Genomic DNA, 23,983 nt, shown 5'->3' with positions numbered 1-23,983 from the left:
CAACACCCCATACCCCAGAGACGCGGGGAGTCTTCAGGGGTATAGGCGACTCTCGGAAGCGATATCACCGATGACATCGCAGGGCCCCCGCCCCCGCGAACGTCAAGGGGCGAAGCAGACCACGCTGCGCGCCCCGCGTCCCGCCGCCATGTCCGCGAACGCCGCCTCGACGTCGTCGATCCCGATCCGGCGGGTCACCAGCGCCTCGAGGTCGAGCCGGCCCCGCTGCGCGAGCGCGGCGAGCACCGGGATGTCGCGCGCCGGGTCGCTGGCGCCGTAGACGCTGCCCTGAACCGTCTTTCCGTCGGTCATCAACGACAGCGCGGGAAAGCTCACCTCGTCCGCGATCCCGGCGGCGCCCACGAGGGTGACCTTGCCGCCGCGGCGGGTGGCGTCGTAGGCCGCGCGGATGGTGGCGGGCTTGCCGACCACCTCGATCCCGTGGTCGACGCCGACGCCGCCGGTGAGGTCGCGCACCGCGGTCGCGACGTCGGCCTCGCCCGCGTCGACGGTGTCGGTCGCGCCGTTGGCCACCGCGGCGGGCAGTTGGTTCGCCACCCTGTCGGCGGCGATGATCTGCGCCGCCCCGGCCAGGCGGGCGCCCTGGATCGCCGCCAAACCCACACCGCCGCAACCGATCACGAGCACGCTGTCGCCCGGCCGGACGGCCGCCGTGCGCATCACCGCGCCCACGCCGGTCGTCACGCCGCAGCCCAGCAGCGCGGCGAGATCGAGCGGCAGCGACTCGTCGACGGGCACCACCGCGGCGGCCGGCAACACGGTCTCTTCGGCCAGCGAGCCCACTCCCATCCCGGGCCACACCGGCCCGGCGGCGCTTTCCGCGTACGGAGCGCCGTAGACGTGGTCGTAGCTGTGCAGGCACAGGGGGATCTCGCCGCGCAGACAGTGCGGACAAGAGCGGCAGGCGACGCTCCAGATGAGGACGACGTGCGCGCCGGGCGCCACGGCGGTGACGTCGTCCCCGACCTCGGTGACGACGCCTGCGCCCTCGTGGCCGAGCGTGCACGGCAGCATGGGCGGGATGGACCCGTCGCGCAACGACAGGTCGCTGTGGCACACGCCGCTGGCGTGCAGCCGCACCCTTACCTCGTGCTTGCCGACGGGCCGCAGCGCGAGCTCTTCGACCTCGGTCGGCCGGCCCACCTCCCGCAGGACCACGGCCTTCATCGGATCGCTCGTGTGATCTGCGTCATAGCGACTTACGATGGCCGGGCAACCGCATCAGGTCAAGGGACCGCAGGCAAGGGAGCATGTCATGACGGGATCAACGACGATCATGCGGGAAGCCCAAGCCGCCGGCGAGGAGGCGTTGTTGACGATCGGTGGCGGACCGCTGCACACCGCCGCCGGCCCGAATCGAATGACCGGGTTGGTCGGCGACGCCGAGACGCGCGGCGCCACGGCGCGGACTGCGGCGGGCGTTCGTCCGGCACCCGGCGCCGAACTAGTCACGTCGTGAGAGCTCAGGCGATGGTGGCGACCGGGCTCTACCTTCCGCCTAACCCCCCGCTGAACCGTCTGCGCTCGATCACTCAGCTGGCCCGGCTGAGCGGCATGGCCTCGTTGCTTGTCTGGGACCACTTCCAGGAGTTCTACCCTAGGACGCTTTGGACGCGGGATTTCACGTGGTTCGACGAGCCGGCCAGCCCCCATGAAGTGTTCGACTACCAGACGCTGCTCGGCGCGCTTGCTGTCCGAGCGGGCAGGCTTCAACTCGGGGTCGGCGTCACCGAGCCGATCCGGCGCCACCCGGTGCAGATCGCCCAAGCCGCGCTGACGCTCGCGCACCTGACAACACGCCCACCCATCCTCGGCCTGGGGTCCGGTGAGCGGATGAACACTCAACCCTATGGGCTCCCGTTCACCCGCCGAGTAGATCGGTTGGAGGAAGCTCTTCAGATCATGCGCCGCTGCATCAGCGCGGACGGCCCGATCGACTTCGAGGGCAACCATTTTCGACTGCATGGCGCAATCATGGACCTTACCGCCCCGCCCGGGTGCAGTCCGCAGATCTGGCTGGCCGCACACGGCCCGAGGATGCTCGCGTTGACCGGGCGCTACGCCGACGGCTGGCTGCCTATGCTGCCCGCCACACCGACCCCCCAGGAGTATGGGGCCAAGCTATCCCGGATACGGCAGGCGGCTCAGGAGGCGGGACGCGACCCTGACGACATCACGCCGGCATTGATGGCACCGACCGTACTGGCCCCGACGGAAAAGCGGGCCCGCGCGCTGATGCGAAGCCGCATCGTGCGGTACTGGGGGCTGCTGTTCCCCGCCGAGCGCTGGCGTGAGGCGGGCCTGAAACACCCGCTGGGCGCGGACTTTGGCGGATTCGTGGACGTGGTTTCAGAAGACTACGAGCCCGCCACTCTCGAGGCGGCCCTGTCCGCGGTACCGCCCCACCTGCTCCACAACGGTCTGTTGATCGGCACCCCAGCCCAGATCGCCAACAGGCTAAGGCAATTCGCCGACGCCGGCCTGCGTCATGTGGTGCTCGGTCCCATTTCGGCCTACGTATCGCGGACCGACTTCGCCTACACCCCCGCGGCTCTGTACCGCATAGCGCAACTACTGAGCGCGTGACCGGTCGGCAATCCGCACGGGTTCAAGGACTGCCGGCGATCGGCAGCCCCGGGCAAAGCGCGACGTAAGCCAGATCGGGCGACACCCAGTCGTGCCATTGCTGGCGGCTCATGTTGGCGGTCAGCTTGGCGCAAAGCATCTCGGGCGACGCGTCCGCCGGCCAAAGCCGCACGGTGGTATCGGACCCCGCCGAGGCCAGCCTTCGCCCGTCGGGGCTGAACACGACGCCGAGCACCGGTCCCGTGTGGCCGCCGAGGAAATCGGCGATCGCCTGTCCGGTCGTAGCGTCCCAAAGGCGCACCGCGCCTTCGTGTTCGGCGGTGGCCAGCCGCCGTCCGTCCGGGCTGAAGGCCACGGCATTCACGCTGCCGCCGTTGCCGTTGAGGAGGACACCCGACGACTGCCCGGTTCCAACGTCCCACACCCGCACCGTTTCGTCGGCGCTCGCGGCGGCGAGCCGGCGCCCATCGGGACTGAACGCGGCACTGAGCACCGGACCGACATGCCCGGTGATGATGGCGACCGATCGGCCGGTGTCGGCGTCCCACAACCGCACCTTCCGGTCATCGCCCGCGGAGGCCAACAGGTGACCGTCCGGACTGAACACGACGCTGTTCACCGCGCCTGTATGGCCGGTGAGGGCGGCGACCGACGTGCCGGTGGTCGCGTCCCACAGGCGCACCGTCTGGTCGGCGCCGCCCGAGGCGAGCCGGCGCCCATCCGGGCTGAAGGCAACGCTGAGGACCGGCGCGGTGTGGCCGACCAGGGGGGCGCCGACGGGTTGGCCGGTCGCGCTATCCCACAGTCGCACGGTCTGATCGCCGCCGGCCGAAGCGAGCCGGCGGCCGTCGGGACTGAACACCACGCTGGTCACCTCGCCGGTATGCCCGAGCAGCGGGGCGCCCGACGCTTGCCCGGTGCCGGCATCCCACAGCCGCACCGAATGGTCGTCGCTGGACGAGGCCAGGCGGCGGCCGTCGGGGCTGAACGCCACACCCCTCACACGGCCTGTGTGGCCCGTCAGGGGGATGCCGATCGGTTGGGCGGGATCCCAGAGCCGGACCGTGCCGTCGCTGCCGGCAGTCGCCAGCCGGCGCCCGTCCGGGCTGAAGACCACGCCATTGACGCTCCCGCTGTGGCCGTTGAGCTGCGCGCCGCGGTCGCGACCGGTGTCGGCGTCCCACAACCGCACGGTCTGGTCGGCACTCGCGGTGGCCAACCATTGACCGTCGGGGCTGAACGCCACGCTTTGCACCGGCCCGCTCTGGGCGTCCAGGGGCGGCCCGAGCGCCCGGCCGGTGTCGGCGTCCCACACCCGGACGGTCTTGTCCATGCTCGCGCTGGCCAGCCGGTGACCGTCGGGGCGAAAGACCACGCTGAGCACCGGGCCGGTGTGGCCGACCAGCGGCTCCCCGAGCGGGTGCCCCGTCCGAGCGTCCCACAGCCGCACGGTCTGGTCGTCGCCGGCGGTGGCCAGCCGCTGCCCATCGGGACTGAACGCGACACTGACCACAGAGCCGGTGTGGCCGACGAGGCGGACCCCGACGGGTTGGCCGGTTCGCGCATCCCACAGCTGAACGGTGCGATCGGTGCTCGCCGTCGCAAGCCAGTTCCCGTCCGGGCTGAACGCCACGCCGAGCACCGATCCGGTGTGGCCCCGCAGGGGTGCGCCGAGCTGTTTGCCGGTCTCGGCATCCCACAGGCGCGCGGTCTTGTCGAGGCTGGCGGTGGCCAGCCGGTGACCGTCGGGGCTGAACGCCACCCCGATAACGGCGTCCTCGTGACCGGTCAAGGAGGCGCCGACCTGTTGGCCGGTCGCGGCATCCCACATCCGCGCCGTCTTGTCCAGGCCCACCGTGGCCAGTCGCAGACCGTCGGGGCTGAAGGCCACACCATTCACTGCGCCCGCGTGGCCGGTCATGATTTTCAGAGTGTTGGCTCGCTGCGCCACCGCCGCGTAGAGCGGACCGTCATCGGGGGGCAGGGGCAGAGCGCGCGCGGCGAGCACTTGCTGGAGCGCCCGTGTGTCCCCGCCGGGCTGGGTCCCGGCCAGCATGTCCTGCGCCTCGGAATTCAGGATCTGCCGCTGGCTGATGAGCCGCTGCTGCACCAGTTCGTGTGCCTGGTTTCGATCCTGTACGGCCTGCACTACGAGCAGCATCGCCACGAGCGCCACGATGGCGGTGACCGCCGACACGGTGGCGAGGATGCGCGAGCGCTGGCGCAGCGCGGCCGCGCGCCCCTGGGGAGGCTCGGTATCGGCCGCGGCCACCGCTTCGCTTTTCTCGGCGCGCCGCCGGTCGCGGCGTTGGCGTACGACGCCGGCGAGCACATCGTGGGCGAGTTCGATGCGCGGAGCGCCGTAGCGGTCCTCTAATCGCAAGAGCCGCAGGTCGATCAGGCCGTCCAGTTCGCCCTCGGTGAGACGCGAAGGCACGGCGTCCTCGCGAATGTAACTGTCGCGGAAGCCGTTCTCGGTGATCAGCTCGGACTCGATGAACTGCGCGACGCGCGGCGGCAGATCACGCACGCACGACAAGTAGTAGTCGGACAGGACATGCCGCCCGGCGTCTTCGACGAGCTCGTCGTCAAACTGGTTGCGCCCGGCTCGCTTTCGCTCCTCGTTGAGTGCGTGGCAGAACACGCTGAGCAGCGCGGGTTCGACGTCCTGGAGACCCGAAGCGATTCCCGCGGCGACGGCGTCATCGGCGGCATCGTCGTCCGTCACTGCGGCACCCGCGTGGTGGAGATCCTCGCCCGCGACGATGCCGACGACCCGGCGGGCCAGCCAACCGGGCATGGTCGCTTCGGCGGCCATCTGCACCACGTCGAGGGCCTCGCTTGCCGGCATGCGCATCAGACGCATCCGCGATTGCCCGAGTGCCGGGCCAAGCGCGGGGACCGAGTGCCACCACTTCCTGAATTCGGCAAGGGCGTCCTCGCGCAGGCTGATCAACAGCCGGTAGTTGCGCTTCCGGAGGTCGGCCGACGCATCGTCGTCGGAAACGCGATCCCCGATTAGGTCATCGAGCTCAATCCGCAACTCGTGCACGGCATTCGGGACCCGCCTGCCGAGCGAAAAGAGCTCCTCGAACTGGTCGAGAACGATGACCGGAATAAGCGGATGATTCTCCGCGCTTCGCAGCTGGACGTCGGGCCGATGCAGGTATTCCCCGAGGGACTCGTCGTCGGACGGCAGCATGGCATCGGGCGCATCGGCCCGGATCGCTTCGCAGACCGCTTCGCGCAACTGGCGAGTGAGAGACACCGCACCGGGTCCGAAGTGGAAGCGCACGTAGACCGGCAGATAGTGGCGGTCGCGCAGCAACGGAAACAGCCCGGCTCTCAGCAGCGACGTCTTTCCGAGTCCGGACCCGCCATACAGGACGGTCACCGGGGCGTTCAGAACGTGGCTCAGCAGGAGTGCTGACTCGTGGTCCCGCCCGTGGAAGAACGCGCGCGCGCTTTCTTCGTACGGCTTTGCTCCCGGCCACGGGTTGTCGCTGTCGAGTGATTCGGACGCGGTAGCGCTCGTCACGGCGCCGCCGCCCGGCGCACGGCGCGCATCGTCTCCGCCGGGCGCGCGTCGATGTGACCCGGGTGACCGGATGTCTTCGCGCGCTTGATCTTCGGAGTTTCGCCGCACCAACTCCGGTTGCCCCTTTCGCCGAAGAGCACCGGCACCGTGCGGCGTCGGTGCGAAATTGGCGCCGATCGGCGGATCGGAGTCAAGTTTTACGCTCCCATTCCCCCGGGCTTGTCAGGACAAGATATGCGGATCACGCAGGCGCCGTACGGGGAATCGAGTATTTTTGGTAGGCGCTCACTAACCCGCGAAGTCGCCGACGGCGGTCATCTTGTTGCCGTCCGACGCGGTCGCGAAGCCGCCCACGGTGAAGGCGCAGTTCGTGATGATCGCCCGGTGCGGGGGGCTGCCCATCCACCCGTCGACCGCCGCGCCCGGGTTCCCGGCCGAGCCGGTGCCCCAGTAGACGATCTCTCCGGTGTAGCCGGACCTCGTATAGCCCGCGTCCGCCATGCGCGCCTGCGGCGACGAGCCGTCCGAGCCGACATGGCCGCCCAGGCCGTTCCGCAGCATGTCGTTGGCGTGCCGCTGCGCCGCCGCGGTCAGGCGTGGGTCTTCGCCGACCGGCGCGCACGGCTGGCGAACCCGGTTGACGCCGTTCGCCAGCGCGGTGGCCGGATCGTCCCCGCGCGCGACACCATCGGCCACCGTGCCCAGAACCGTCGTGCAGACAGTGCAGATCGATAAGGCTGCGACGATTCCCGCTTTCCTCGTCATGAGGCCTCTCACCACGCACTCGCTTTGCTGGTCGAGCGAACGAAGGCTATCGAACAACGCTTGCAATCGGCGGAGAATGCCCAAATCGATGTCTACCGAAACCGTCCTCACCTGGGCGGACATGGTTTGAACCGGGGCGACACGGCTATTCTCAATGCTGTCATGTCTGGCGATGGTGAGGCGCGTTCGCTGACGGGCGGGCCCCGGCATCGCCCGCGCGGCCGGCGCGTGCTGTCCTCCGGGGCCCGGATACTGGCCGCCCTGGTCTCGATCACGGCCGTCGTCGCGACCGGCATCGGGTGGATGGCCTACCGCGCCGCGTCGGCCGGAATCACCACCTCCGAGGCGCTGGCCGGCGAACCCGCTTCGCCCGGTACCGACCAGAACATCCTGATCATGGGGCTGGACAGCCGCCGCGACCAGCACGGCCGGCCCCTGCCCCCCGACATCCTCGACGCCCTGCACGCGGGCGGGGACGACGCCGCCGACGGCGACGCCGACGCGCTCATCGTCGTGCACCTGCCCGCGGGCGACGCCCCCGTCACGGCGATCTCGATCCCCCGCGACGACTACGTCGACCTGGCCGGCTGCACGAGTTCGGATTGCCGCGGCAAGGTCAAGCAGGCCTACAGCTTCGCCTACCAGCGCGTGCTGCAATCCGGATCGTCCGGGCAGGAGGCCGGCGCGAAGGAGCAGGCTGCCCGCGAGGCGGGCCGCAAGGCCGAGATCAGCACGGTCCGGCGCTTGCTGCAGATCCCGATCGACCACTTCTTCGAGGTCACCCTGGCGGGGTTTTTCCAACTCGCCCGGGTCGTCGAACCGATCACCGTCTGCCTGAACGAGGACACCGCCGACACCTACTACTCGGGCGCGGACTTCCGCAAGGGCACCCAGCAGATCAGCGCATCCCAGGCGATGTCGTTCGTGCGGCAACGGCGCGACGCCGACGACGCGGCGTTCACCGACCTCGACCGAAGCCGCCGCCAACAGGCCTTCCTCGCCTCGCTGGTCAGTTCCCTGCGCCACGGCGGGGCGCTGTCGTCGCCCGGCCGGTTGAGCGCCCTGCTGAACGTCGCCAAGCAGAACGTCGCCGTCGACGCGGGTTTCGACCTCGACGACTTCGCCCGCAACGCGTCGGCCCTGCAAGACCGGCCGGTCGCGCTCTACACGCTGCCCGTCACCGGTTTCGGCACGATCTCCGACGGCGAAGACGTCAACTTCGTCGACGTGTCCGCCATCCGCTCCATCGTGCACGATCTCGTGGGCGGCGAATCGTCCCCGACGTCCGTGACGCCCACGACCGACGGCGTGGGCGCGGCGGCGCCGACGGGCGAGGGCACCCCGTTGGCCGCGGGTGGCGTCACGCTCGACGTGGTGAACGCCTCGGGCCAGGAGGGCGAGGCCGCCCGACTCGAAAAGTCTTTGGCGACAGGCCATCTCAGCAAGGGTGAGATCAGCACCGCCGACTCCGTGAGCCAGACGAGCACCATCGCCTACGGGCCGGGCGCCAAGGCGGCCGCCACCGAACTCGCCGACGATTTTGGCCTGAGCGCCGTCGCGTCCGACGCCGTCGCGCGCAACACGGTGCGCCTCACCGTCGGGACCGACTCGTCGAAGTTCGAGGGCGGCACGCGCACGTCGACGTCGTCGGTAACCACCACGGCGGCGGCACCCGTTACGACCGTGCCCGCGACCGGTACCGGCACCCAGGAGCCCGCGCCCACCAACCTCACGCGCATGTCCGCCGACGGCATCCCCTGCGTCAAATGACCTGTGCCGCAGCGGTCATCGCCGCCCCGGCACGAGTACAGTAAGCGCGCATGGCCGCGAACAACGAGCGGATGATCGCCGGCGTCGCCGCCGCGGCCGTCTCGCTCGGCGTGGCCGAGTTGGTGGGCATCCCGTTCGGTGCGCGGGCCAACGCCCGCACCGCGATCGGCTCGGCGGCCGTCGACCTGACACCGGGGCCCGTCAAAGAGTGGGCCATTCAGACGCTGGGCTCGCTCGACAAACTCTTCCTGGCGATCGTCGTGCTGGTGGTGATCGCCGCGCTCGCCGCGATCGCCGGGACCCTCGAGACGCGGCGCCGCCCCTACGGCAGCGCCCTGATCGCCGCGGCGGGCGTCCTCGGCTGCATCGCGGTCCTGTCGCGCCCGGGCGCGACGGCGCTCGACACGATCCCCACCGTCGCCGGCGCCGTGTGCGGCGTGACGGCGCTGCGTCTGCTCACCCGGCGGTCCGGACCCGGGCAATCCGAAGACGGCGCCGACCACGCGCCGGATGAGGGAAGGCGCAAGCTGCTCGTGCTCGGAATGCTCGGGTTCGGGGTGCTGAGCGGCGTCGCGGGTGCCGTCGTCACGCGGTTGGCGCATTCGGTCGCCGCCGAGCGCAACGGCGTCGCGCTGCCCCGGCCCCGCGCGGCGGCGCCCCCGATACCCGCCGACGCGCAACCCGCGGGCGTCGCGCTGCCGAGCTTCATCACCCCCAGCGGCGACTTCTACCGGGTGGACACCGCGCTCGTCGTCCCCCAACTCAGCCATCGCGACTGGCGGCTGCGCATCCACGGCATGGTGGACCGCGAAGCCACCTACGGCTTCGACGACCTCGCGCGCTTCGACGTCGTCGAAACGGTGACGACGCTGACCTGTGTGTCGAATCCGGTTGGCGGAGAACTGATTTCGACGGGAGTCTGGACGGGCTACCGGGTGGCAGATCTGCTGGCCGCGGTTGGCGTGCACAAGGACGCCGACATGGTGCTGTCGACATCGATCGACGGGTTCACCGCCGGGACGCCGGTGGACGCGCTCACCGACGGCCGCGACGCGCTGCTGGCGGTCGGCCTCAACGGTCAGCCGTTGCCCATCGAGCACGGCTACCCCGCGCGCCTGGTGGTGCCGGGCCTGTACGGGTATGTGTCGGCCACAAAGTGGGTGGTCGATCTCGAACTGACCCGCTTCGACCGGGCGAAGGCCTACTGGACGCGGCAGGGGTGGGCGGCGCGCGCGCCCATCAAGACGGAGTCGCGGATCGATGTTCCGAAAGCCGGCCAGCAGGTGCCGCGGGGGCCCGTGGTCTTCGGCGGCGTCGCGTGGGCACAGAATCGCGGGGTGCGGGCGGTCGAAGTCCGCATCGGGGAGGGCGCGTGGCAGCCCGCGCAACTGGGCGCGGCCTACTCCAACGCGACGTGGCGGTTGTGGCGCTTCCCCTGGCGGGCCGAAAGCGTTGGGCGGCAGACGATTACCGTGCGCGCCACCGACAACACCGGCGCCACGCAGACTGCCGACCGGGTTCCTCCGGCCCCCGACGGGGCCACGGGCTGGCACACCGTCGAGTTCACCGTGACTTAGGCGTGAGCCCTACTTTGACGAGAGTTTCCGCCAACTGAACACCGCGACCGCGATGCCGACGAGCGCGGTGATCGGGCCGATGACCGACCAGGTGGTGGTGTTGCTCATCGGGCTGCCCTGTAGGACTCCGAAGCCCTGCAGCGCCCAGATCAGGCCGAACAGCGCGACGATCAACCCGGCCGCGAGCGTGATGACGAAAGTCCGCCTCATACGCGGATCCTACGGGCGCGGCCGGTTGACCGCCTCGCCGAGCATGCCGCCAAGATGAGGTAGCGAACTACGCATGTGCTCAGCCGTCGCCGCCGCGAAACTCCGAAGTGAAAGCAGTCCGGCGACCTCTGGGGGCCACCATGACGATCACAGTCGACGCGCCGACCGTATTCGAGGTCGGCCTCCCCCGCATCGACTACGAGCACTGCCAAAGCCCGGCCGAGGCCCACGCGATCATCAGTCGGGCGCGCCGGGAGGCGCCGATCGCGATCGGTCCACACGGGCCGGAGTTCCTGACCTACGACCTCGTGCGCGCCGTGCTGCGCGACCCGCGGTTTCGCGTACCCCAGGGCATGTTCCTCGCCGGTCAGGGCATCACCAGCGGCCCGCTGTGGGAGCGGGTCGCGACCAACCTGATCAGCCTCGACGGCCCCGCTCATCACCGGCTGCGTCGGCTGGTGTGCCAGGCCTTCACGCCGCGGGCCACCGCACGGCTGCGCACGACGATCATCGACGTGATCACCGAACTCGTGGAGCGTCACATATCGAGGGGCCGCTGCGAGGTGGTTGCCGACATCGCCCGCCAATTCCCGATCCCGATCATCTGCGCGCTGTTGGGCGCCCCGGCCGACGACTGGAAGCTGTTTTCGGACTGGACCGACGACATCTTCAAGGCGTTCAGCTGGGAGGCCGCGGCCCACCAGCCGGCCATCTTGGCGGCGTGGGACGAACTCGACGCGTACATCGACGACATGGTCGCCCAGCGTCGGCATGCGCTGACCGACGACCTGCTCTCCGATCTGATTCGCGCCGAGGACGGCGGCGACCGCCTCAGCGCCGACGACCTGCGCATGTTGGCGGCGGGCCTGCTGATGGCCGGTACCGACACCACCCGCAACCAGCTCGCCGCGTCGGTGCACGTCCTGTGCGATCACCCCGAGCAGTGGGCTTTACTGGCTCGGCAGCCGGAGCTGGCGAACAACGCGGTCGAGGAGACCATGCGGCATTCGCCGATTGTCGCGGCCACCCTGCGCACCGCCCGCGAGGACGTCGAGATCGCCGGGGTGATGATTCCCGCCGGCACGCTGGTGATCGCCAACACCGCCGCGGCCAACCGCGATCCCGTCATGTACGACGACCCCGATCGACTCGACATCACGCGCGAAGGAGCGCCACCGATGCAGACGTTCGGCGCCGGGATGCACTACTGCCTGGGCTCGAACCTGGCCAGGCTCGAGCTCGCCGAAGCCCTCGCCGTGATGGCGCGCCGGATGCCCAATCCGCACCGCACCGGGCCGGCCCCGTGGAAGCCCCTCACGGAATCAGCGGACCCGTCACGCTGACGATCAAATTCGACCCCGGGCACTAGGAGTCATGGCGTCGCCTCGCCAATAGTCGCGCACATTCGAGCCTGAGCTGGGCGCATCGAGCCTGCACCCAGCGTGCGAATCCGCCCGAAATCACGCGCTGGGTGCAGGATCGAAGCCCAGGTTGCAGTCTCGGCGGCCTACCGGGGGGCGAGCGCGTGCCACGCGAGGTCGGCGACGGCCTCGCAGTAGGTGTCGTCGACGGGGGCGTCGGAGTAGAGGGCGCGGATGTTCAACGGCGCCAGCACCATCTGCACGGCGGCGAGCGTGCTCACCCCGTCACGAACTTCGCCGCGCTCCCTGCCCCGGTCCACCACCGCCCGCACGAGCGCGAAATGCGCCCGCCAGAACCGAACCCGGACCGCTTCGTCGTGATACCCGCGTCGGTCCATGACCAGGGCCCGCAGCAACGTCCGGCCGACCTCGCTGTTGGCGCGGTCGGTGACGCTGCGGGCCAGCGCCAGCAGGTCGCCCCGCAACGAGCCCGTGTCGCGGGGGACCGTGTAGTTCTCGACGTCCGCCAGGGCGGCGTCGACGATCAGTCGTTCCCGGTCACCCCAATACCGGTAGATCAGCGCGGGATCGAGGCGGTGGCGCTCCGCCAGCGCCTCGACGCTGAATCGCTCGACCCCCCAGCGTGACAGCTCGTCGATCACCGCCGGCATCACTCGCGCCCGGACGTCCGCGGAAACGACGTCCGGGTGCTCCTCGGGAGGTCGAGACGGTTGCACAAGTCTCCTTCACCGGACCGCTTTCGGGTAGCTACTTAACCCGAAATCGGTCCCTGAAGGGTCGAATGCGCAAAAGAGCACTAAAGATATCCGGTCTGATTCACCAGCCGCACCGAGGACGCCCCGTCGGGGTAGAACTCCGCGATGCTCAGCGAGGCCAGATCCAGGTGCAGCCGGTACAGGATGCCCGGCCCGGCGTCGAGGGCGAGCCGCAGCAGCATCTTGATCGGCGTGACGTGCGAGACCACCAGCACCGTCGAGCCCCGGTGGCCGGCCTCGATGCGTCCGCGCGCCCGGAGGACACGGTCGAGGACGTCGTCGAAGCTCTCCCCGCCCGGCGGCGTGATGCTGGTGTCGCGCAGCCAACGGCCGTGCAGGTCGGGGTCGCGCTCGGCGGCCTCGTTGAAGGTCAGCCCGTCCCAGGCCCCGAAGTCGGTTTCGATCAGGTCGTCGTCGACGGTCACATCCAGGCCCAGCGCCTTGGCGGCCGTCGCGGCCGTGTCGTAGGCCCGCTGCAGCGGCGAGGCGAACACCGCCGCGATCCCGCCCCGCTCGGCCAGGTAGCGCGCCGCGGCGGCGGCCTGTTGCCGGCCGACGTCGGTGAGCGCCGGGTTGCCCCGCCCGGAGTAGCGCCGCTGCGCCGACAACTCGGTCTGGCCGTGCCGCAGCAGCAGGAGCCTGGTCGGAGTGCCGCGGGCGCCGGTCCAGCCGGGCCCCGTCTTAGCCTGTGCGGCAATGTCTTTCACAGCCTCCGCCTCGATCCGCTCCGGCGGGTCGTCAGTTGCCGCGGCCGCGTCCATCGCCTCGTTGGCGAGCCGGTCGGCGTGCGTGTTGCGCTCGCGCGGGATCCAGGTGTAACTGATCCGCTCGAACCGTGACGCCAGCCGGCGCGCCTGCGCGTGCAGTTCGACCAGATCGGGGTGTTTGACCTTCCACCGCCCGGACATCTGCTCGACCAGCAGCTTGGAGTCCAGGAAGACAGCGGCCTCGGTGGCCCCCAGTTCCAGCGCGTGGTCAAGACCGGCGATCAGGCCCCGGTATTCGGCGACGTTGTTGGTCGCCCGCCCGATGGCCTGCTTGGCTTCCGCGAGCACGCTCGAGCGGTCGGCGCTCAGCACGACGGCGCCGTACCCGGCCGGCCCGGGGTTTCCGCGCGAGCCGCCGTCGGCCTCGATGATCACCTTCACTGCTCGGAGCCCATGACGCGCAACAAGATTGCGCCACACTCGGGGCAGCGCACCACGTCGTCCTCGGCCGCGGCCGAGATGCGCGCCAGCTCCCCCCGGTCGATCTCGAGCCGGCAGGCGCCGCAGCGCCGGCCCAGCAGTTGTGCGGCGCCGGGCCCGCCGCCGGCGCGCTGCCGCTCGTACAGCGTGGACAGGGCAGGCTCCAGCGCGGCCGCCAGCTCGTCGCGCCGGGACGATTGCTGGCGGCGCGCCTCGTCGATCTCGGCGGCGGCCGCGTCGAGGGCCTGCCGGGCGGCGGCCAGGTCGGACTCGAGCGCCTCGACCTTCCCCTCCTCGGTGGCCAGCCGCGCCTGCAGTTCCTCGCGGCGCTCCATGACCTCGAGCAGCACGTCCTCGAGGCTCGACTGGCGTCGCTCCAGCGTCTCCAGTTCGTGCTGCAGGTCCGACAGCTGCTTGGCGTCGATCGCTCCGGACTGCAGCATCGACCGGTCGCGTTCTTCGCGCTGACGCACCGCCTCGATGTCCGACTCGAACCTCGCCACCTCCGCGTCGAGGTCCGCCAGCGCGACGCGGCTCGCGGCGGCCCGATCGCCGGCGGCGGTGTGCTCCACCCGCATCCGGTCGTAGGCCTCCTGCTCGGGCAGGTGGGCGGCGCGGTGCGCCAGGCGCGACAGCTCCGCGTCCAGCTTGGACAGCTCGAGCAGCGAACGCTGCTGTGCAACATCGGCTTTCATGACCGCCCTGCCTCCGCCTCGTCGCCCACGTCGCCCACGTTCCAAGGGTCGGTGCGCAGCGTGCACACGCGCACGGGCAGCGCCGCGCCGAACCGCGACCGCAGGAGACCGGCGACCTGCTCGCACCAGGGGAATTCGCTCGCCCAGTGGGCCACGTCGACCAGGGCCACGTCCGAGGCCCGGCGATGCTCGTCGGCCGGATGGTGGCGCAGGTCGGCGGTGACGTAGGCCTGCACGCCGGCGCGGGCCACCGCGCCGAGCAGGGAATCGCCGGCGCCGCCGCACACCGCCACCCGGGAGACGGGCGCGTCCGGGTCCCCCGCCGCCCGTACGCCCCACGACGTCCGGGGCAGCGCCGCCTCGACGCGAGAAACAAGAGCGCGCAACGGCTCCGGACGCGGCAGCGTGCCGATGCGGCCCAGCCCGGTGTCACCGGGGGGCGGCACCAGCGCGAGGATGTCGAACGCGGGCTCCTCGTACGGGTGGGCCCCGCGCATCGCGGCCAGCACGGCGCCACGGGCCCGCGCCGGCGCGACCACCTCGACGCGGTCCTCGGGCACCTGCTCGACAGTGCCGACGCTGCCCACCGCGGGCGAGGCCCCCTCGTGGGGCAGGAACTGCCCGATCCCGGCGACGCTCCAGCTGCAGTGAGAGTAGTCGCCGATGTGGCCGGCGCCGGCCTCGAACACCGCGGCCCGCACGGCGTCGGCGTTGTCGCTGGGGACGTAGATCACCCACTTGTCCAGGTCGGCCGCCGCGTGGGCGGGTTGGAGCACGGCGTCGACGGTCAGGCCCAGCGCCTCGGCGAGCGCGTCGGACACGCCGGGCCTGGCCGAGTCCGCGTTCGTGTGCGCCGTGAAAAGCGAACGCCCGGTGCGGATCAGGCGGTGCACCAGCGCGCCCTTCGGCGTGCTGGCCGCCACCGTGTCCACCCCGCGCAGCAGCAACGGGTGGTGAGCCAGCAGCAGTCCGGCCTCGGGGACGCCGTCGACGACGGCGGGCGTCGCATCGACCGCGACGGTCACCGAGTCGAGGACGTCGTCGGGGTCGCCGCACACCAGTCCGACCGAATCCCACGATTCGGCGAGGCCCGGCGGGTAGGCCTCGTCCAGCACCTCGATGACCTCGGCCAGGCGCACGCTCATCGCGTCGCCTCTGCGATCGTCTGCACCAGCAGCGGCCATTCCCGGCGCACCGCGGCCCGCAGGTAGCGGCCGTCGAGGCCGACGAAGGTGTCGCAGCGCCGCACCGCGATCCCCTTGCCCCGCAGCGTCTTCCGCAGTTCCTCGGCGTCCGGTCGGCGGAACAGGATGAACGGCGCCCGGCCGTCGACCACGTCGGTGCCGACCGACGCCAGGCCCGCGGCCATCTGGTCGCGCACCGCCGCGAGCCGCGCCGCGTCGGCGGCGGCGTCGGCGACGGCACCGGGTTCACAGCAGGCCGCGATCGCGGTCAGCTGCAGGGTGCCCACCGGCCAGTGGGCACGCTGAGCGGTCAACCGCGCCAACAGTTTTGGCGCGCCCAGGGCGTAGCCCACCCGCAGCCCCGCCAGCGCCCACGTCTTGGTCAGGCTGCGTAGCACCAACACGTCGGGCAGGGGGTCGCCGGCCAGCGACTCCGGTTCGCCGGGAACCGCGTCGGCGAACGCCTCGTCGACCACGAGGATCCGCCCGGGCCGCCGCAGCCTCAACAGCTCCGCCCGCCCGTGCAGCACGGACGTGGGATTCGTCGGATTGCCGACCACCACGAGGTCGGCGTCATCGGGCACGCCAACACCGTCGAGGCGAAACGGCGGGTCGAGGACGACGTGGTGGACGGGCACCCCGGCGGCGGCCAGCGCCGCGGCGGGCTCGGTGAACGAGGGCGCGACGACGGCCGCGCGCGCCGGACGCAGGTTGGCCAGCAACGCGAACCCCTCGGCCGCACCGGCCAGCGGCAGGACCTCGTTGCGGGCGCGGCCGTGGCGGGCGGCCACCGCGTCCTGGGCGCGGCGCACGTCGTCGTCGCTCGGGTAGCGCGCGAGGTCCGGCAGCCGCGCGGCCAGCCGCCGCATCAGCCACTCCGGGGGCTGCGCGTGCCGGACGTTGACGGCGAAGTCGAGCATTCCCGGCGCGACGGCCTGATCGCCGTGATACCGCACCGGAGGCGGGCTTGAGTCCACGGTCGCCATCCGAGAAACACTAGTGCGCCGCCATCATCGGGAGCGGACGACCCGATCCGGCGGCTCGGACCCGCTCAGCGCACCGCCACTTTGAGCACCCGGTTGTTGTTGTGGTCGGCGACGTACAGGTTGCCGCTCCCGTCGAGGATTACGCCGCAGGGATTGCTGAGGCCGGTGAACGGCAACTCGGTGGCGGTCGACGAGCCGGCCGGCAGCTTGATGACCCGGTCCAGGTTGCCCTCGCTCACGTACAGGGTTCCGGCCTCGTCCACCGCGACATCGGTGGGGTCATTGATGCCCGTGGAGGGCGGTATGGTCGCGGCGGGCTCCCCCGCCGGCAGCTTGACCACCCTGTTGCTGTCGGCGACGTAGACGGTGCCCGTGCCTGACACCGCCAGGCCCACCGGGGCGACCAGCCCGGTGAGGGGCAGCACGTTCGGCGCGGACGAGCCCGGTGCCAGTTTCAGCACCCGGCTGTTTCGATGGTCGGCGACGTACAGATTTCCGGCACCGTCCACCGCCAGAGCGGCGGGAGTGCCCAGTCCCGACATGCGGACGGTGGGTGTGGTCGAGCCCGGTGCCAGCTCCAGCACCCGGTCGTGGCCGAAGTCGGCGACGTAGACGTTCCCGGTGCCGTCCACCGCCACGCCCTCCGGACTCGCGAGGTCGGTGAACGGCAGGGCGGTCGGGGGTGCACCCTCCGCCAGCTTCATCACCCGGTTGTTGCTGGTGTCGGTGACGTAGACGACGCCGCCACCGTCCACCGCCACCGCCGAGGGACCGTTGAGATCGGTGAACGGCAACACCACCTGAGGGCTGGGCGCCGGGGTCGGCGGCGCGGGCGGTTGTGACGGCGGCGGTGCGGCCGGGGGTTTGGTGGTGAGTGCCGGTATGCCCAACGCCGCCACGATCACCGCGACCACGGCGACGCCGCCCGCGACGAGGGCGATCCTCGTGCGCCGCCCGCGCGCCGTCGGCGCGTCCTCCGGTGTGGGCGCGTCGTCCTCCGGCGCCTCGACGGTCGGCCGGTCGTGCATGCCGGGCGAACCCGCAGCCGCCGCCTCCCCGACGAGCGGCCCCGCGCCGCCCAGGACCTCCGTGGGAGCCGACGCGTTCACCATCGCCTGCTGACGTACGCCCTGGTCGATCACCTGGGTCCGGGCCTGATCGGCCGTCGCCAGCGGCTGACCCGCGGCGTCAATCGCTTCGCGCGCGGCGTCGGCGAGCTCGGCCGTCGTCGCGTAACGCGCGTCGGGGTCCTTCGCCATGCCGCGCGCGATCACCTCATCGAATTGCGCGGGCACGCCGGCGTTGATCAGCGACGGCCGCGGCGGCGGCGAGTTCAGGTGGGCGGCGACCAGTTGTGCCAGCGTTTCGCCCACGAACGGCTGCTCGCCGGTCAGGCACTCGTACAGCACGCACGTGAGCGAATAGATGTCGGCGCGGGCGTCTTCTTCCGCCCGCGTGCCGAGCCGCTCGGGCGCGACGTAGTTGAAGGTGCCGACGGTGTTGCCGGACTGGGTCAGCCTTGTCTCGTCGGCGGCGCGGGCGATGCCGAAGTCGATCAGGTAGGCGAAGTCGTCGTCGTTGAGCAGGATGTTGGCGGGTTTGATGTCGCGGTGGATCAGACCGACCTTGTGTGCGGCGTGCAACGCCTTCGCGATCTGGTCGATGATGTGCACCGCCCGCGCAGGCTCCAGCGGTCCCCCGGCCAGCTCGGCGCCCAGGTCGCGGCCCTCGATCAGCCGCATGTCGACGTAGAGGCGGCCGTTGATTTCGCCGTAGTGATGGATCGGGATGACGTGGGGGTCGTTCAACCGCGCCGCCGCGTGCGCTTCCCGGCGGAAACGGACCTGGAAGTCCTCGTCCTCGGACAGGTTCGGGGGCAACAGCTTGAGCGCGACGATGCGGTCGGTCTCGCTGTCGTAAGCGCACCAGACTTCGCCCATCCCGCCGCGCCGCAGCAGTTCCAGCAAGCGGTAGCGTCCGAACGGAGTCCCGTCCACATCAGCCTCCCGAGGCCTCCCGGCGTCAAAGGATCCACACACGATAAGCCCGGCGATGACATGGCAACGGCAAAAGCGCCGCACAGGCCATACGCAGGGGCGTTCCCATGCGCCTCCCGGTTGGTGATCGCGGGTCATCACCGACAATGGAACGGTGACAGACACGATGCGGGCGGGAGGCGAGTGGCGTCCCGGGGTCGACGCCACACCGTCAGGCACCGCTGCGCTCCCGCAGCTGGTGATCTTCGATCTCGACGGCACGCTGACCGACTCGGCGGAAGGGATCGTCGCCAGCTTCCTGCACGCGCTGTCCCACATCGGCGCACCCGTGCCGGACGGCGACCTGGTCGCGCGGATCGTCGGGCCGCCGATGGACGACACCTTCCGCTCCATGCTCGGGGAGGACGCCGAGGACGCGATCGCGGCGTTTCGCGCCGAGTACGGCTCGCGGGGCTGGGCGATGAACACGCTGTTCGACGGCATCGAGCCGCTGCTGGCCGACCTGCGCGCGAACGGGGTGCGGCTGGCCGTGGCGACCTCCAAGCTCGAACCCACGGCGCGGCGCGTCCTGGCGCATTTCGGGCTGGACGGGTATTTCGAGGTCGTCGCCGGCGCGGCACCCGACGGCTCGCGCAAGACCAAGGTCGACGTGCTGGCCCACGCGCTCGACCAACTGAAGCCGCTGCCCGAGCGGGTGCTGATGGTCGGCGATCGCAGCCACGACGTAGACGGGGCGGCCGCCCACGGCATCGACACCGTGGTCGTCGGCTGGGGCTACGGCAGGGACGACTTCCCCGACGGCTTCGCGCCCACCGGCGTCACCCACGCCGCCACCGTCGACGAGTTGCGGAGGGCCCTCGGTGTCTGAGCTGCACGTCACGTTCGTCTGCACCGGCAACATCTGCCGCTCGGTGATGGCCGAGAAGATGTTCGCCGATCAGGTGCGCCGCCGCGGCCTGGGCGACGTGGTGCGGGTGACCAGCGCCGGGACGGGCAACTGGCACGTCGGCAGTTGCGCGGACGAGCGGGCCAGCAAGGTGCTGCGCGAGCACGGCTACCCGACCGATCACTGCGCCGCCCAGGTGGACACCGACCACCTGGAAGCCGACCTGGTGGTGGCCCTCGCGCGCAACCATGTGCGCATGCTGCGCCAGTTGGGTGTCGACGAGCACCGCATCCGCATGCTGCGCTCGTTCGACCCCCGCTCGGGCGCCCACGCCCCCGACGTCGACGACCCCTACTACGGCGACGCGGCCGACTTCGAGGAGGCATTCGCCGTCATCGAGGCCGCGCTGCCCGGCCTGCACGACTGGGTCGACGCGCGGCTCGCGGAGAACGGATCGGGCTGATGCCCAGCATCAGAAGGCTCGGATTCCTGTTGCGGCCGGGGTGGATAGCGCTGGCGCTGGTCATCGTCGCCTTCACCTATCTGTGCTTCATGGTGCTGGCGCCCTGGCAGCTGGGAAAGCATTACCGGACGTCGCGGGAGAACCACCAGATCGAAACCTCGCTGAACACGGCCCCGGTTGCCGTGACGACCCTTCTGCCGCACCAGGATTCGTCGGCCCCCGCTGCGCAGTGGCGCCGGGTGACCGCGACCGGGCACTATCTGCCCGACGTGCAGGTGCTGGCGCGGCTGCGGGTGGTCGAGGGCAGGCCGGCATTCGAGGTGTTGGCCCCCTTCGCCGTCGACAACGGGCCCACCGTCCTGGTCGACCGGGGCTACGTGCGTCCCGAGGAGGGCTCCCGCGTGCCGCCGATACCGCGCCCGCCGGCCGACACCGTGACGATCACGGCGCGACTTCGGGACTCCGAGGGCACCGCGCCCGGCAAGGATCCCTTCTTCGCCGACGGTGTGCCGCAGGTGTATTCGATCAACACCGCCCAGGTCGCGACGCTGACCAGGGTCCCGTTGACCGGTTCCTATTTGCAGCTGACCGACGATCAGCCCGGCGGCCTCGGCGTGCTCGGCGTGCCGCACCTGGACGCCGGACCGTTTCTCTCCTATGGCATCCAGTGGATCTCGTTCGGCATCCTGGCGCCGATCGGCCTGAGCTACTTCGCCTACTCCGAGATCCGCGCCCGCCGTCGGGAGAAGGAACAGGCACCGTCGCGGGCTGCCCCGGCCACCGTCGACGAGAAGCTGGCCGACCGCTACGGGCGCCGGCGGTAGGGCCCTTCCGCTGACCCTGCGCCCGGCGCGCCGAGCCTGCGCTAAGCGCGCGTTTGACGGCTCACACGCGCTCTGTGTGCAGTTTCGATGCCGTCAACGCAGGCTCGGTGAGCGCGCCGACCGCACTTGCCGCCGGTACGACAACGCCGCCGCCAGCAGAGCGGCGCCGGCCTGCACCAGCCGCGACAGCGCGACGGCGCGGCGCAGGTCGGCCACGCTGGGCGGCCTCCCGTCGCCGAGGGTCGGCCGGATCTGCAGCTCGTGGTGATACTGGGTCGGCCCGCCGAGCCGAACCCCCAGCGCGCCCGCGAACGCCGCCTCGACGACGCCAGCGTTGGGGCTGGGATGGCGCGCCGCGTCGCGGCGCCAGGCGCGCAGCGCGCCGGCCGGTGACCCGCTGACGAACGGCGCGCACACCACCACCAGGGCCGCGGTGACCCGCGCGGCGGCATAGTTGGCTGCGTCGTCCAATCGCGCTGCGGCCCAACCGAATCTCCGATAGCGTGCGGTTCGGTACCCGATCATCGAGTCCAGAGTATTGACCGCCCGGTAGGCCAGCACGCCAGGCACGCCGCCGACCGCCGCGCACAGCAGCGGCGCCACCTCGGCGTCGGACGTGTTCTCCGCCACCGATTCCAGCGCCGCGCGGGTGAGCCCCGCCGCGTCCAGCCGCGCGGGATCTCGCCCGCACAGCGACGGCAACAGCCGCCGCGCGGCCCCCACGTCGCCGCCCTCGAGCAGGTCTGCCATGGCCAACCCCGTGCGCGCGAGCGAGGTGCCGCCCAGCGATATCCAGGTGGCGGCGGCCAGACACCAGGGACCCCGACGGGCGGCCGCGCCCAGGAGCGTCACCGCGCCGACCAGAAGGCCCACGTGCAGCACGCCCGCGGTCTTGGTGTCCCGGTACGTGATGCGCTCCCACGCCGCGGCGGCCCGCCCGAACACGGCGACCGGATGGCCCCGCCGCGGGTCGCCGAGTGCGACGTCGGCCGCGTACCCGACGAGCACGCCGATCATTTGGGGTTGGGCCGCGAACACCCCGGCAGCGTCTCATACGGCGTGGGGGCGCCGACGTCGGCCGCGCGATGGCGGCGAGTGTGGCGCGCGACCCGGCGAGCCCCGCACCGAAAGTCCGGCGCGGCCGGCCAGATTTGTACCACCAACAGAACTATTGCTTACAGCTATAGTTCGTCACCAAATTGACTTCGCTGTGCACTCGTGCGGACCAATCCTGAATTTTTGCAGGTGTTTTGCAGGCCACACAAATGCCGCGGATCGCAGAACAAGAAAGACCGATAGTTCACTCGCTAACCTCTTGTATTCGTACCTTAAGCTGCATAACGTTCTTCACGGGCACGGCGTTCAACGAACCTTCCCCGGAAAGGACTGCATTTGACCGCAGCATCGCGTCTTGCCGGCAAGCGCGCACTCGTCACCGGGGCCAGTCGGGGAATCGGCGCCGCGATATCGCGCCGGTTGGCCCGACCTCGCGTGGGCAAAAAGGACTTCCCGATCCAAATTTCGCTAGGTAGGTGACTCCATGATTCCCCTCGTCAGCACGCCCTTTATGAAGAGCCGCGAGAATGCGCCCGCCTACTGGCTCATCGACATCGTCTGGTACATCCTGGTCGACGGCGAGGACACCGGCGGCAGTTTTTCGCTGATCGAGCAGTACATGCGCGAAGGGTCGGGGCCGATCCCGCATGTTCACGCGTTCATCGACGAATGGTTCTACGTTCTCGAAGGAAGAGTCGACTTCACCGTCGGCGGCGACCGCATCACGGCGGGGCCCGGCGATTCGTTGTGGATCCCGCGAAACACCGTGCACGTCTTCACATCCCTGACCGACTGCCATGTTCTCAACGCCTACACGCCCGCCGGTTTCGAGCAGGTGGTCAAAGGATCGGCGACTCCGGCCGCGGCGCGTGAACTGCCCCCCAAGGACTTCCCGCCTCCCAGTGAGGAGGTGTTTCGTCTGTTCTACAACAACTATTGGTGCGTGCAGGCCGAGAAGGACTGGGCGCAACCGAAGTTCGGCATGAGTCCCGGCGACCGTGCCACCCACGACACCGGCAGCGCCCGATAGACGATCAACTGCCGACGCAGTGACAGCTGACGCCGGCCGGCGTGAGAGGAGAAACGCATGGACGCCCGAGAGATGGTCGACAACCCCGAAGCGATGCAAGAGCACAACTCCCGCAACATCGACGAGTTCCGCGCCAACGGGGGGCGGATCGCGGCGTTCGGCGACGACCCGTTGCTCATCCTGCACTCGACGGGCGCCAAGTCGGGACGAGAACGGCTCAATCCGATGGCATATCAACCCGTGGGAGATGGCTGGGCCGTGTTCGCCAGCAGAGCTGGGACCGCCAGGCATCCCGATTGGTACTACAACTTGAAGGCCCACCCGGACGCGCTCATCGAAGTCGGCTCGGACGGTGGTATCGACACCATCAAAGTGACGGCCCGGGAACTGATCGGCTCCGAGCGTGACGAGATCTGGGAGCGCCAGAAACAGCTGGCCCCCGGCTTCGCCGCCTACGAGACGCAAACGGAGGGAAGGGTGATCCCCGTGCTGTTGCTGACAAAAACGGACGGCTAGCGGCCGGCTCAGCGATTCTCGGCTGAGACCCGCGCGTGCGACCGTGTCCCTTCTCGGCCGTCGTGCGCGGTCCCCAATTTGCGCCAGATGCGGCGCAGGGCATCGAGGTCTTCCTCGGACAGCGGGTCCAGAAAATCGCGCCGAATGATCGCGGTGACCGTCTCGTTCGCGCGGCGCAGCACCTTCCATCCCTGCGGGGTGATGCCCGCAAACCAGCCACGGCCGTCGATGCTCACGGGCTCGCGTTGCACCAGCCCGTCGGCTTCCAGGCGGTCGACGACCCCGCTGAGGCCCGAACGGGTGATCATCACTCGCTCCGCCAACTCGTGCATCCGCAGGCGCTTGCCGTCCGCCAGGGCCAAGTGCCGCAAGACGTCATAGCTGGTGAGCGCGAGCCCATGTCGATCCTCGAGTTCCCTGCCCATGACGGTCATCATCGCCTTGTGCGTACGCAGCAGTCCGCCCCATGCAGCACCGTCGGGCGGGGGCAGGCTCATCAATTGGTCCGCTCGTGACATCACCCGGGAGGATACGCGGTGCAGCTGGGAGAAACCG

Annotated in this window: 21 protein-coding genes and 1 pseudogene; 10 read left to right on the top strand and 12 right to left on the bottom strand. The window is 70.5% G+C overall.

Annotation, left to right across the window (positions count from 1 at the left end; genetic code table 11):
* Positions 1-102: 102 nt before the first annotated feature.
* Positions 103-1,188: a Zn-dependent alcohol dehydrogenase gene (locus GPY60_RS05615; protein WP_156686644.1), complete on the bottom strand. Its 1,086-nt coding sequence runs from the start codon at positions 1,186-1,188 to the stop codon at positions 103-105.
* An 88-nt stretch (positions 1,189-1,276) separates the two neighbouring features.
* Between GPY60_RS05615 and GPY60_RS05610 the strand changes: the two genes are divergently transcribed.
* On the top strand, positions 1,277-1,480 hold the full coding sequence (locus GPY60_RS05610; RefSeq protein WP_156686643.1) for a hypothetical protein: 204 nt from the start codon (positions 1,277-1,279) through the stop codon (positions 1,478-1,480).
* A gap of 11 nt (positions 1,481-1,491) precedes the next feature.
* The gene (locus GPY60_RS05605; protein ID WP_156686642.1) at positions 1,492-2,607 is read left to right on the top strand and encodes an LLM class flavin-dependent oxidoreductase; all 1,116 of its coding nucleotides are present in this window, start codon (positions 1,492-1,494) and stop codon (positions 2,605-2,607) included.
* Between the two features lie 22 nt (positions 2,608-2,629).
* Here GPY60_RS05605 and GPY60_RS05600 read toward each other — a convergent pair whose 3' ends face one another.
* Both GPY60_RS05600 and GPY60_RS05595 read right to left on the bottom strand, forming a co-directional pair.
* Entirely contained in the window at positions 2,630-6,145 is a 3,516-nt protein-coding gene (locus GPY60_RS05600) for an nSTAND1 domain-containing NTPase (RefSeq protein ID WP_156686641.1), read from the bottom strand.
* 288 nt (positions 6,146-6,433) lie between these two features.
* A complete protein-coding gene (locus GPY60_RS05595) occupies positions 6,434-6,910 on the bottom strand; it encodes a CAP domain-containing protein (protein ID WP_156686722.1) in 477 nt (158 codons plus the stop codon).
* Positions 6,911-7,072: 162 nt separating this feature from the next.
* Here GPY60_RS05595 and GPY60_RS05590 point away from each other — a divergent pair, with 162 nt between their 5' ends.
* Both GPY60_RS05590 and GPY60_RS05585 read left to right on the top strand, forming a co-directional pair.
* Positions 7,073-8,680, top strand: a complete 1,608-nt coding sequence (locus GPY60_RS05590; RefSeq protein WP_156686640.1) for an LCP family protein — start codon at positions 7,073-7,075, stop codon at positions 8,678-8,680.
* A 50-nt stretch (positions 8,681-8,730) separates the two neighbouring features.
* Entirely contained in the window at positions 8,731-10,257 is a 1,527-nt protein-coding gene (locus GPY60_RS05585) for a molybdopterin-dependent oxidoreductase (protein ID WP_156686639.1), read from the top strand.
* Between the two features lie 9 nt (positions 10,258-10,266).
* Here the strand turns inward: GPY60_RS05585 and GPY60_RS05580 are convergent, their stop codons facing one another.
* Positions 10,267-10,467, bottom strand: coding sequence for a hypothetical protein (locus GPY60_RS05580; protein ID WP_156686638.1), 201 nt, complete (start codon positions 10,465-10,467; stop codon positions 10,267-10,269).
* 140 nt (positions 10,468-10,607) lie between these two features.
* On the opposite strand from GPY60_RS05580, the pseudogene GPY60_RS05575 reads away from it, so the two are divergent.
* Positions 10,608-11,836: pseudogene (locus tag GPY60_RS05575) on the top strand (cytochrome P450).
* 138 nt (positions 11,837-11,974) lie between these two features.
* On the opposite strand, the gene GPY60_RS05570 reads toward GPY60_RS05575, so the two are convergent.
* The 6 genes from GPY60_RS05570 to GPY60_RS05545 form a co-directional block, all read right to left on the bottom strand.
* Positions 11,975-12,565: a TetR-like C-terminal domain-containing protein gene (locus GPY60_RS05570; protein WP_231639362.1), complete on the bottom strand. Its 591-nt coding sequence runs from the start codon at positions 12,563-12,565 to the stop codon at positions 11,975-11,977.
* A gap of 80 nt (positions 12,566-12,645) precedes the next feature.
* Positions 12,646-13,752, bottom strand: a complete 1,107-nt coding sequence (locus tag GPY60_RS05565; protein WP_156686636.1) for a bifunctional RNase H/acid phosphatase — start codon at positions 13,750-13,752, stop codon at positions 12,646-12,648.
* Positions 13,749-14,486: a zinc ribbon domain-containing protein gene (locus GPY60_RS05560; protein ID WP_156686635.1), complete on the bottom strand. Its 738-nt coding sequence runs from the start codon at positions 14,484-14,486 to the stop codon at positions 13,749-13,751. Before GPY60_RS05560 ends, GPY60_RS05565 begins: the two co-directional genes overlap by 4 nt.
* Positions 14,483-15,631, bottom strand: coding sequence for a Nif3-like dinuclear metal center hexameric protein (locus GPY60_RS05555; RefSeq protein ID WP_156686634.1), 1,149 nt, complete (start codon positions 15,629-15,631; stop codon positions 14,483-14,485). Before GPY60_RS05555 ends, GPY60_RS05560 begins: the two co-directional genes overlap by 4 nt.
* A complete protein-coding gene (gene cobC / locus GPY60_RS05550; protein ID WP_156686633.1) occupies positions 15,628-16,656 on the bottom strand; it encodes an Rv2231c family pyridoxal phosphate-dependent protein CobC in 1,029 nt (342 codons plus the stop codon). Before cobC ends, GPY60_RS05555 begins: the two co-directional genes overlap by 4 nt.
* 65 nt (positions 16,657-16,721) lie before the next feature.
* A complete protein-coding gene (locus GPY60_RS05545; RefSeq protein WP_156686632.1) occupies positions 16,722-18,653 on the bottom strand; it encodes a serine/threonine-protein kinase PknD in 1,932 nt (643 codons plus the stop codon).
* A 238-nt stretch (positions 18,654-18,891) separates the two neighbouring features.
* On the opposite strand from GPY60_RS05545, the gene GPY60_RS05540 reads away from it, so the two are divergent.
* The 3 genes from GPY60_RS05540 to GPY60_RS05530 are packed head-to-tail and all read left to right on the top strand — an operon-like array spanning position 18,892 to position 20,826.
* Positions 18,892-19,521, top strand: a complete 630-nt coding sequence (locus GPY60_RS05540) for an HAD-IA family hydrolase (RefSeq protein WP_304610691.1) — start codon at positions 18,892-18,894, stop codon at positions 19,519-19,521.
* Positions 19,514-20,002, top strand: coding sequence for a low molecular weight protein-tyrosine-phosphatase (locus GPY60_RS05535; protein WP_156686631.1), 489 nt, complete (start codon positions 19,514-19,516; stop codon positions 20,000-20,002). Before GPY60_RS05540 ends, GPY60_RS05535 begins: the two co-directional genes overlap by 8 nt.
* Before the next feature lie 8 nt (positions 20,003-20,010).
* The gene (locus GPY60_RS05530) at positions 20,011-20,826 is read left to right on the top strand and encodes an SURF1 family cytochrome oxidase biogenesis protein (RefSeq protein WP_156686719.1); all 816 of its coding nucleotides are present in this window, start codon (positions 20,011-20,013) and stop codon (positions 20,824-20,826) included.
* A 93-nt stretch (positions 20,827-20,919) separates the two neighbouring features.
* Here GPY60_RS05530 and GPY60_RS05525 read toward each other — a convergent pair whose 3' ends face one another.
* Positions 20,920-21,843: a cobalamin biosynthesis protein gene (locus tag GPY60_RS05525; RefSeq protein ID WP_370462655.1), complete on the bottom strand. Its 924-nt coding sequence runs from the start codon at positions 21,841-21,843 to the stop codon at positions 20,920-20,922.
* A 523-nt stretch (positions 21,844-22,366) separates the two neighbouring features.
* On the opposite strand from GPY60_RS05525, the gene GPY60_RS05515 reads away from it, so the two are divergent.
* Both GPY60_RS05515 and GPY60_RS05510 read left to right on the top strand, forming a co-directional pair.
* Positions 22,367-22,912 carry a cupin domain-containing protein gene (locus GPY60_RS05515; RefSeq protein ID WP_156686629.1) on the top strand — a complete coding sequence of 182 codons (546 nt, stop codon included), beginning with the start codon at positions 22,367-22,369 and terminating at the stop codon, positions 22,910-22,912.
* 57 nt (positions 22,913-22,969) lie between these two features.
* Entirely contained in the window at positions 22,970-23,428 is a 459-nt protein-coding gene (locus GPY60_RS05510; RefSeq protein ID WP_231639360.1) for a nitroreductase/quinone reductase family protein, read from the top strand.
* A gap of 8 nt (positions 23,429-23,436) precedes the next feature.
* On the opposite strand, the gene GPY60_RS26540 is transcribed toward GPY60_RS05510, so the two are convergent.
* Entirely contained in the window at positions 23,437-23,925 is a 489-nt protein-coding gene (locus GPY60_RS26540; RefSeq protein WP_197283548.1) for a MarR family winged helix-turn-helix transcriptional regulator, read from the bottom strand.
* Between the last annotated feature and the right edge of the window lie 58 nt (positions 23,926-23,983).

The organism is Mycobacterium sp. Marseille-P9652, assembly GCF_902652685.1.
Classification (GTDB): Bacteria; Actinomycetota; Actinomycetes; order Mycobacteriales; family Mycobacteriaceae; genus Mycobacterium.
Note: the sequence above shows the minus strand (reverse complement) of the source record. Positions and strands in the feature narration are given on the sequence as shown.

What these genes read in the sequence shown, in the direction of transcription:
- GPY60_RS05560 (WP_156686635.1), bottom strand. Translation starts at nt 14,486, where the DNA reads ATGAAAGCCGATGTTGCACAGCAGCGTTCGCTGCTCGAGCTGTCCAAG.
- GPY60_RS26540 (WP_197283548.1), bottom strand. Translation starts at nt 23,925, where the DNA reads ATGAGCCTGCCCCCGCCCGACGGTGCTGCATGGGGCGGACTGCTGCGT.
- GPY60_RS05555 (WP_156686634.1), bottom strand. Translation starts at nt 15,631, where the DNA reads ATGAGCGTGCGCCTGGCCGAGGTCATCGAGGTGCTGGACGAGGCCTAC.
- GPY60_RS05585 (WP_156686639.1), top strand. Translation starts at nt 8,731, where the DNA reads ATGGCCGCGAACAACGAGCGGATGATCGCCGGCGTCGCCGCCGCGGCC.
- cobC (WP_156686633.1), bottom strand. Translation starts at nt 16,656, where the DNA reads ATGGCGACCGTGGACTCAAGCCCGCCTCCGGTGCGGTATCACGGCGAT.
- GPY60_RS05605 (WP_156686642.1), top strand. Translation starts at nt 1,492, where the DNA reads ATGGTGGCGACCGGGCTCTACCTTCCGCCTAACCCCCCGCTGAACCGT.
- GPY60_RS05615 (WP_156686644.1), bottom strand. Translation starts at nt 1,188, where the DNA reads ATGAAGGCCGTGGTCCTGCGGGAGGTGGGCCGGCCGACCGAGGTCGAA.
- GPY60_RS05510 (WP_231639360.1), top strand. Translation starts at nt 22,970, where the DNA reads ATGGACGCCCGAGAGATGGTCGACAACCCCGAAGCGATGCAAGAGCAC.
- GPY60_RS05580 (WP_156686638.1), bottom strand. Translation starts at nt 10,467, where the DNA reads ATGAGGCGGACTTTCGTCATCACGCTCGCGGCCGGGTTGATCGTCGCG.
- GPY60_RS05610 (WP_156686643.1), top strand. Translation starts at nt 1,277, where the DNA reads ATGACGGGATCAACGACGATCATGCGGGAAGCCCAAGCCGCCGGCGAG.
- GPY60_RS05590 (WP_156686640.1), top strand. Translation starts at nt 7,073, where the DNA reads ATGTCTGGCGATGGTGAGGCGCGTTCGCTGACGGGCGGGCCCCGGCAT.
- GPY60_RS05595 (WP_156686722.1), bottom strand. Translation starts at nt 6,910, where the DNA reads ATGACGAGGAAAGCGGGAATCGTCGCAGCCTTATCGATCTGCACTGTC.
- GPY60_RS05515 (WP_156686629.1), top strand. Translation starts at nt 22,367, where the DNA reads ATGATTCCCCTCGTCAGCACGCCCTTTATGAAGAGCCGCGAGAATGCG.
- GPY60_RS05525 (WP_370462655.1), bottom strand. Translation starts at nt 21,843, where the DNA reads ATGATCGGCGTGCTCGTCGGGTACGCGGCCGACGTCGCACTCGGCGAC.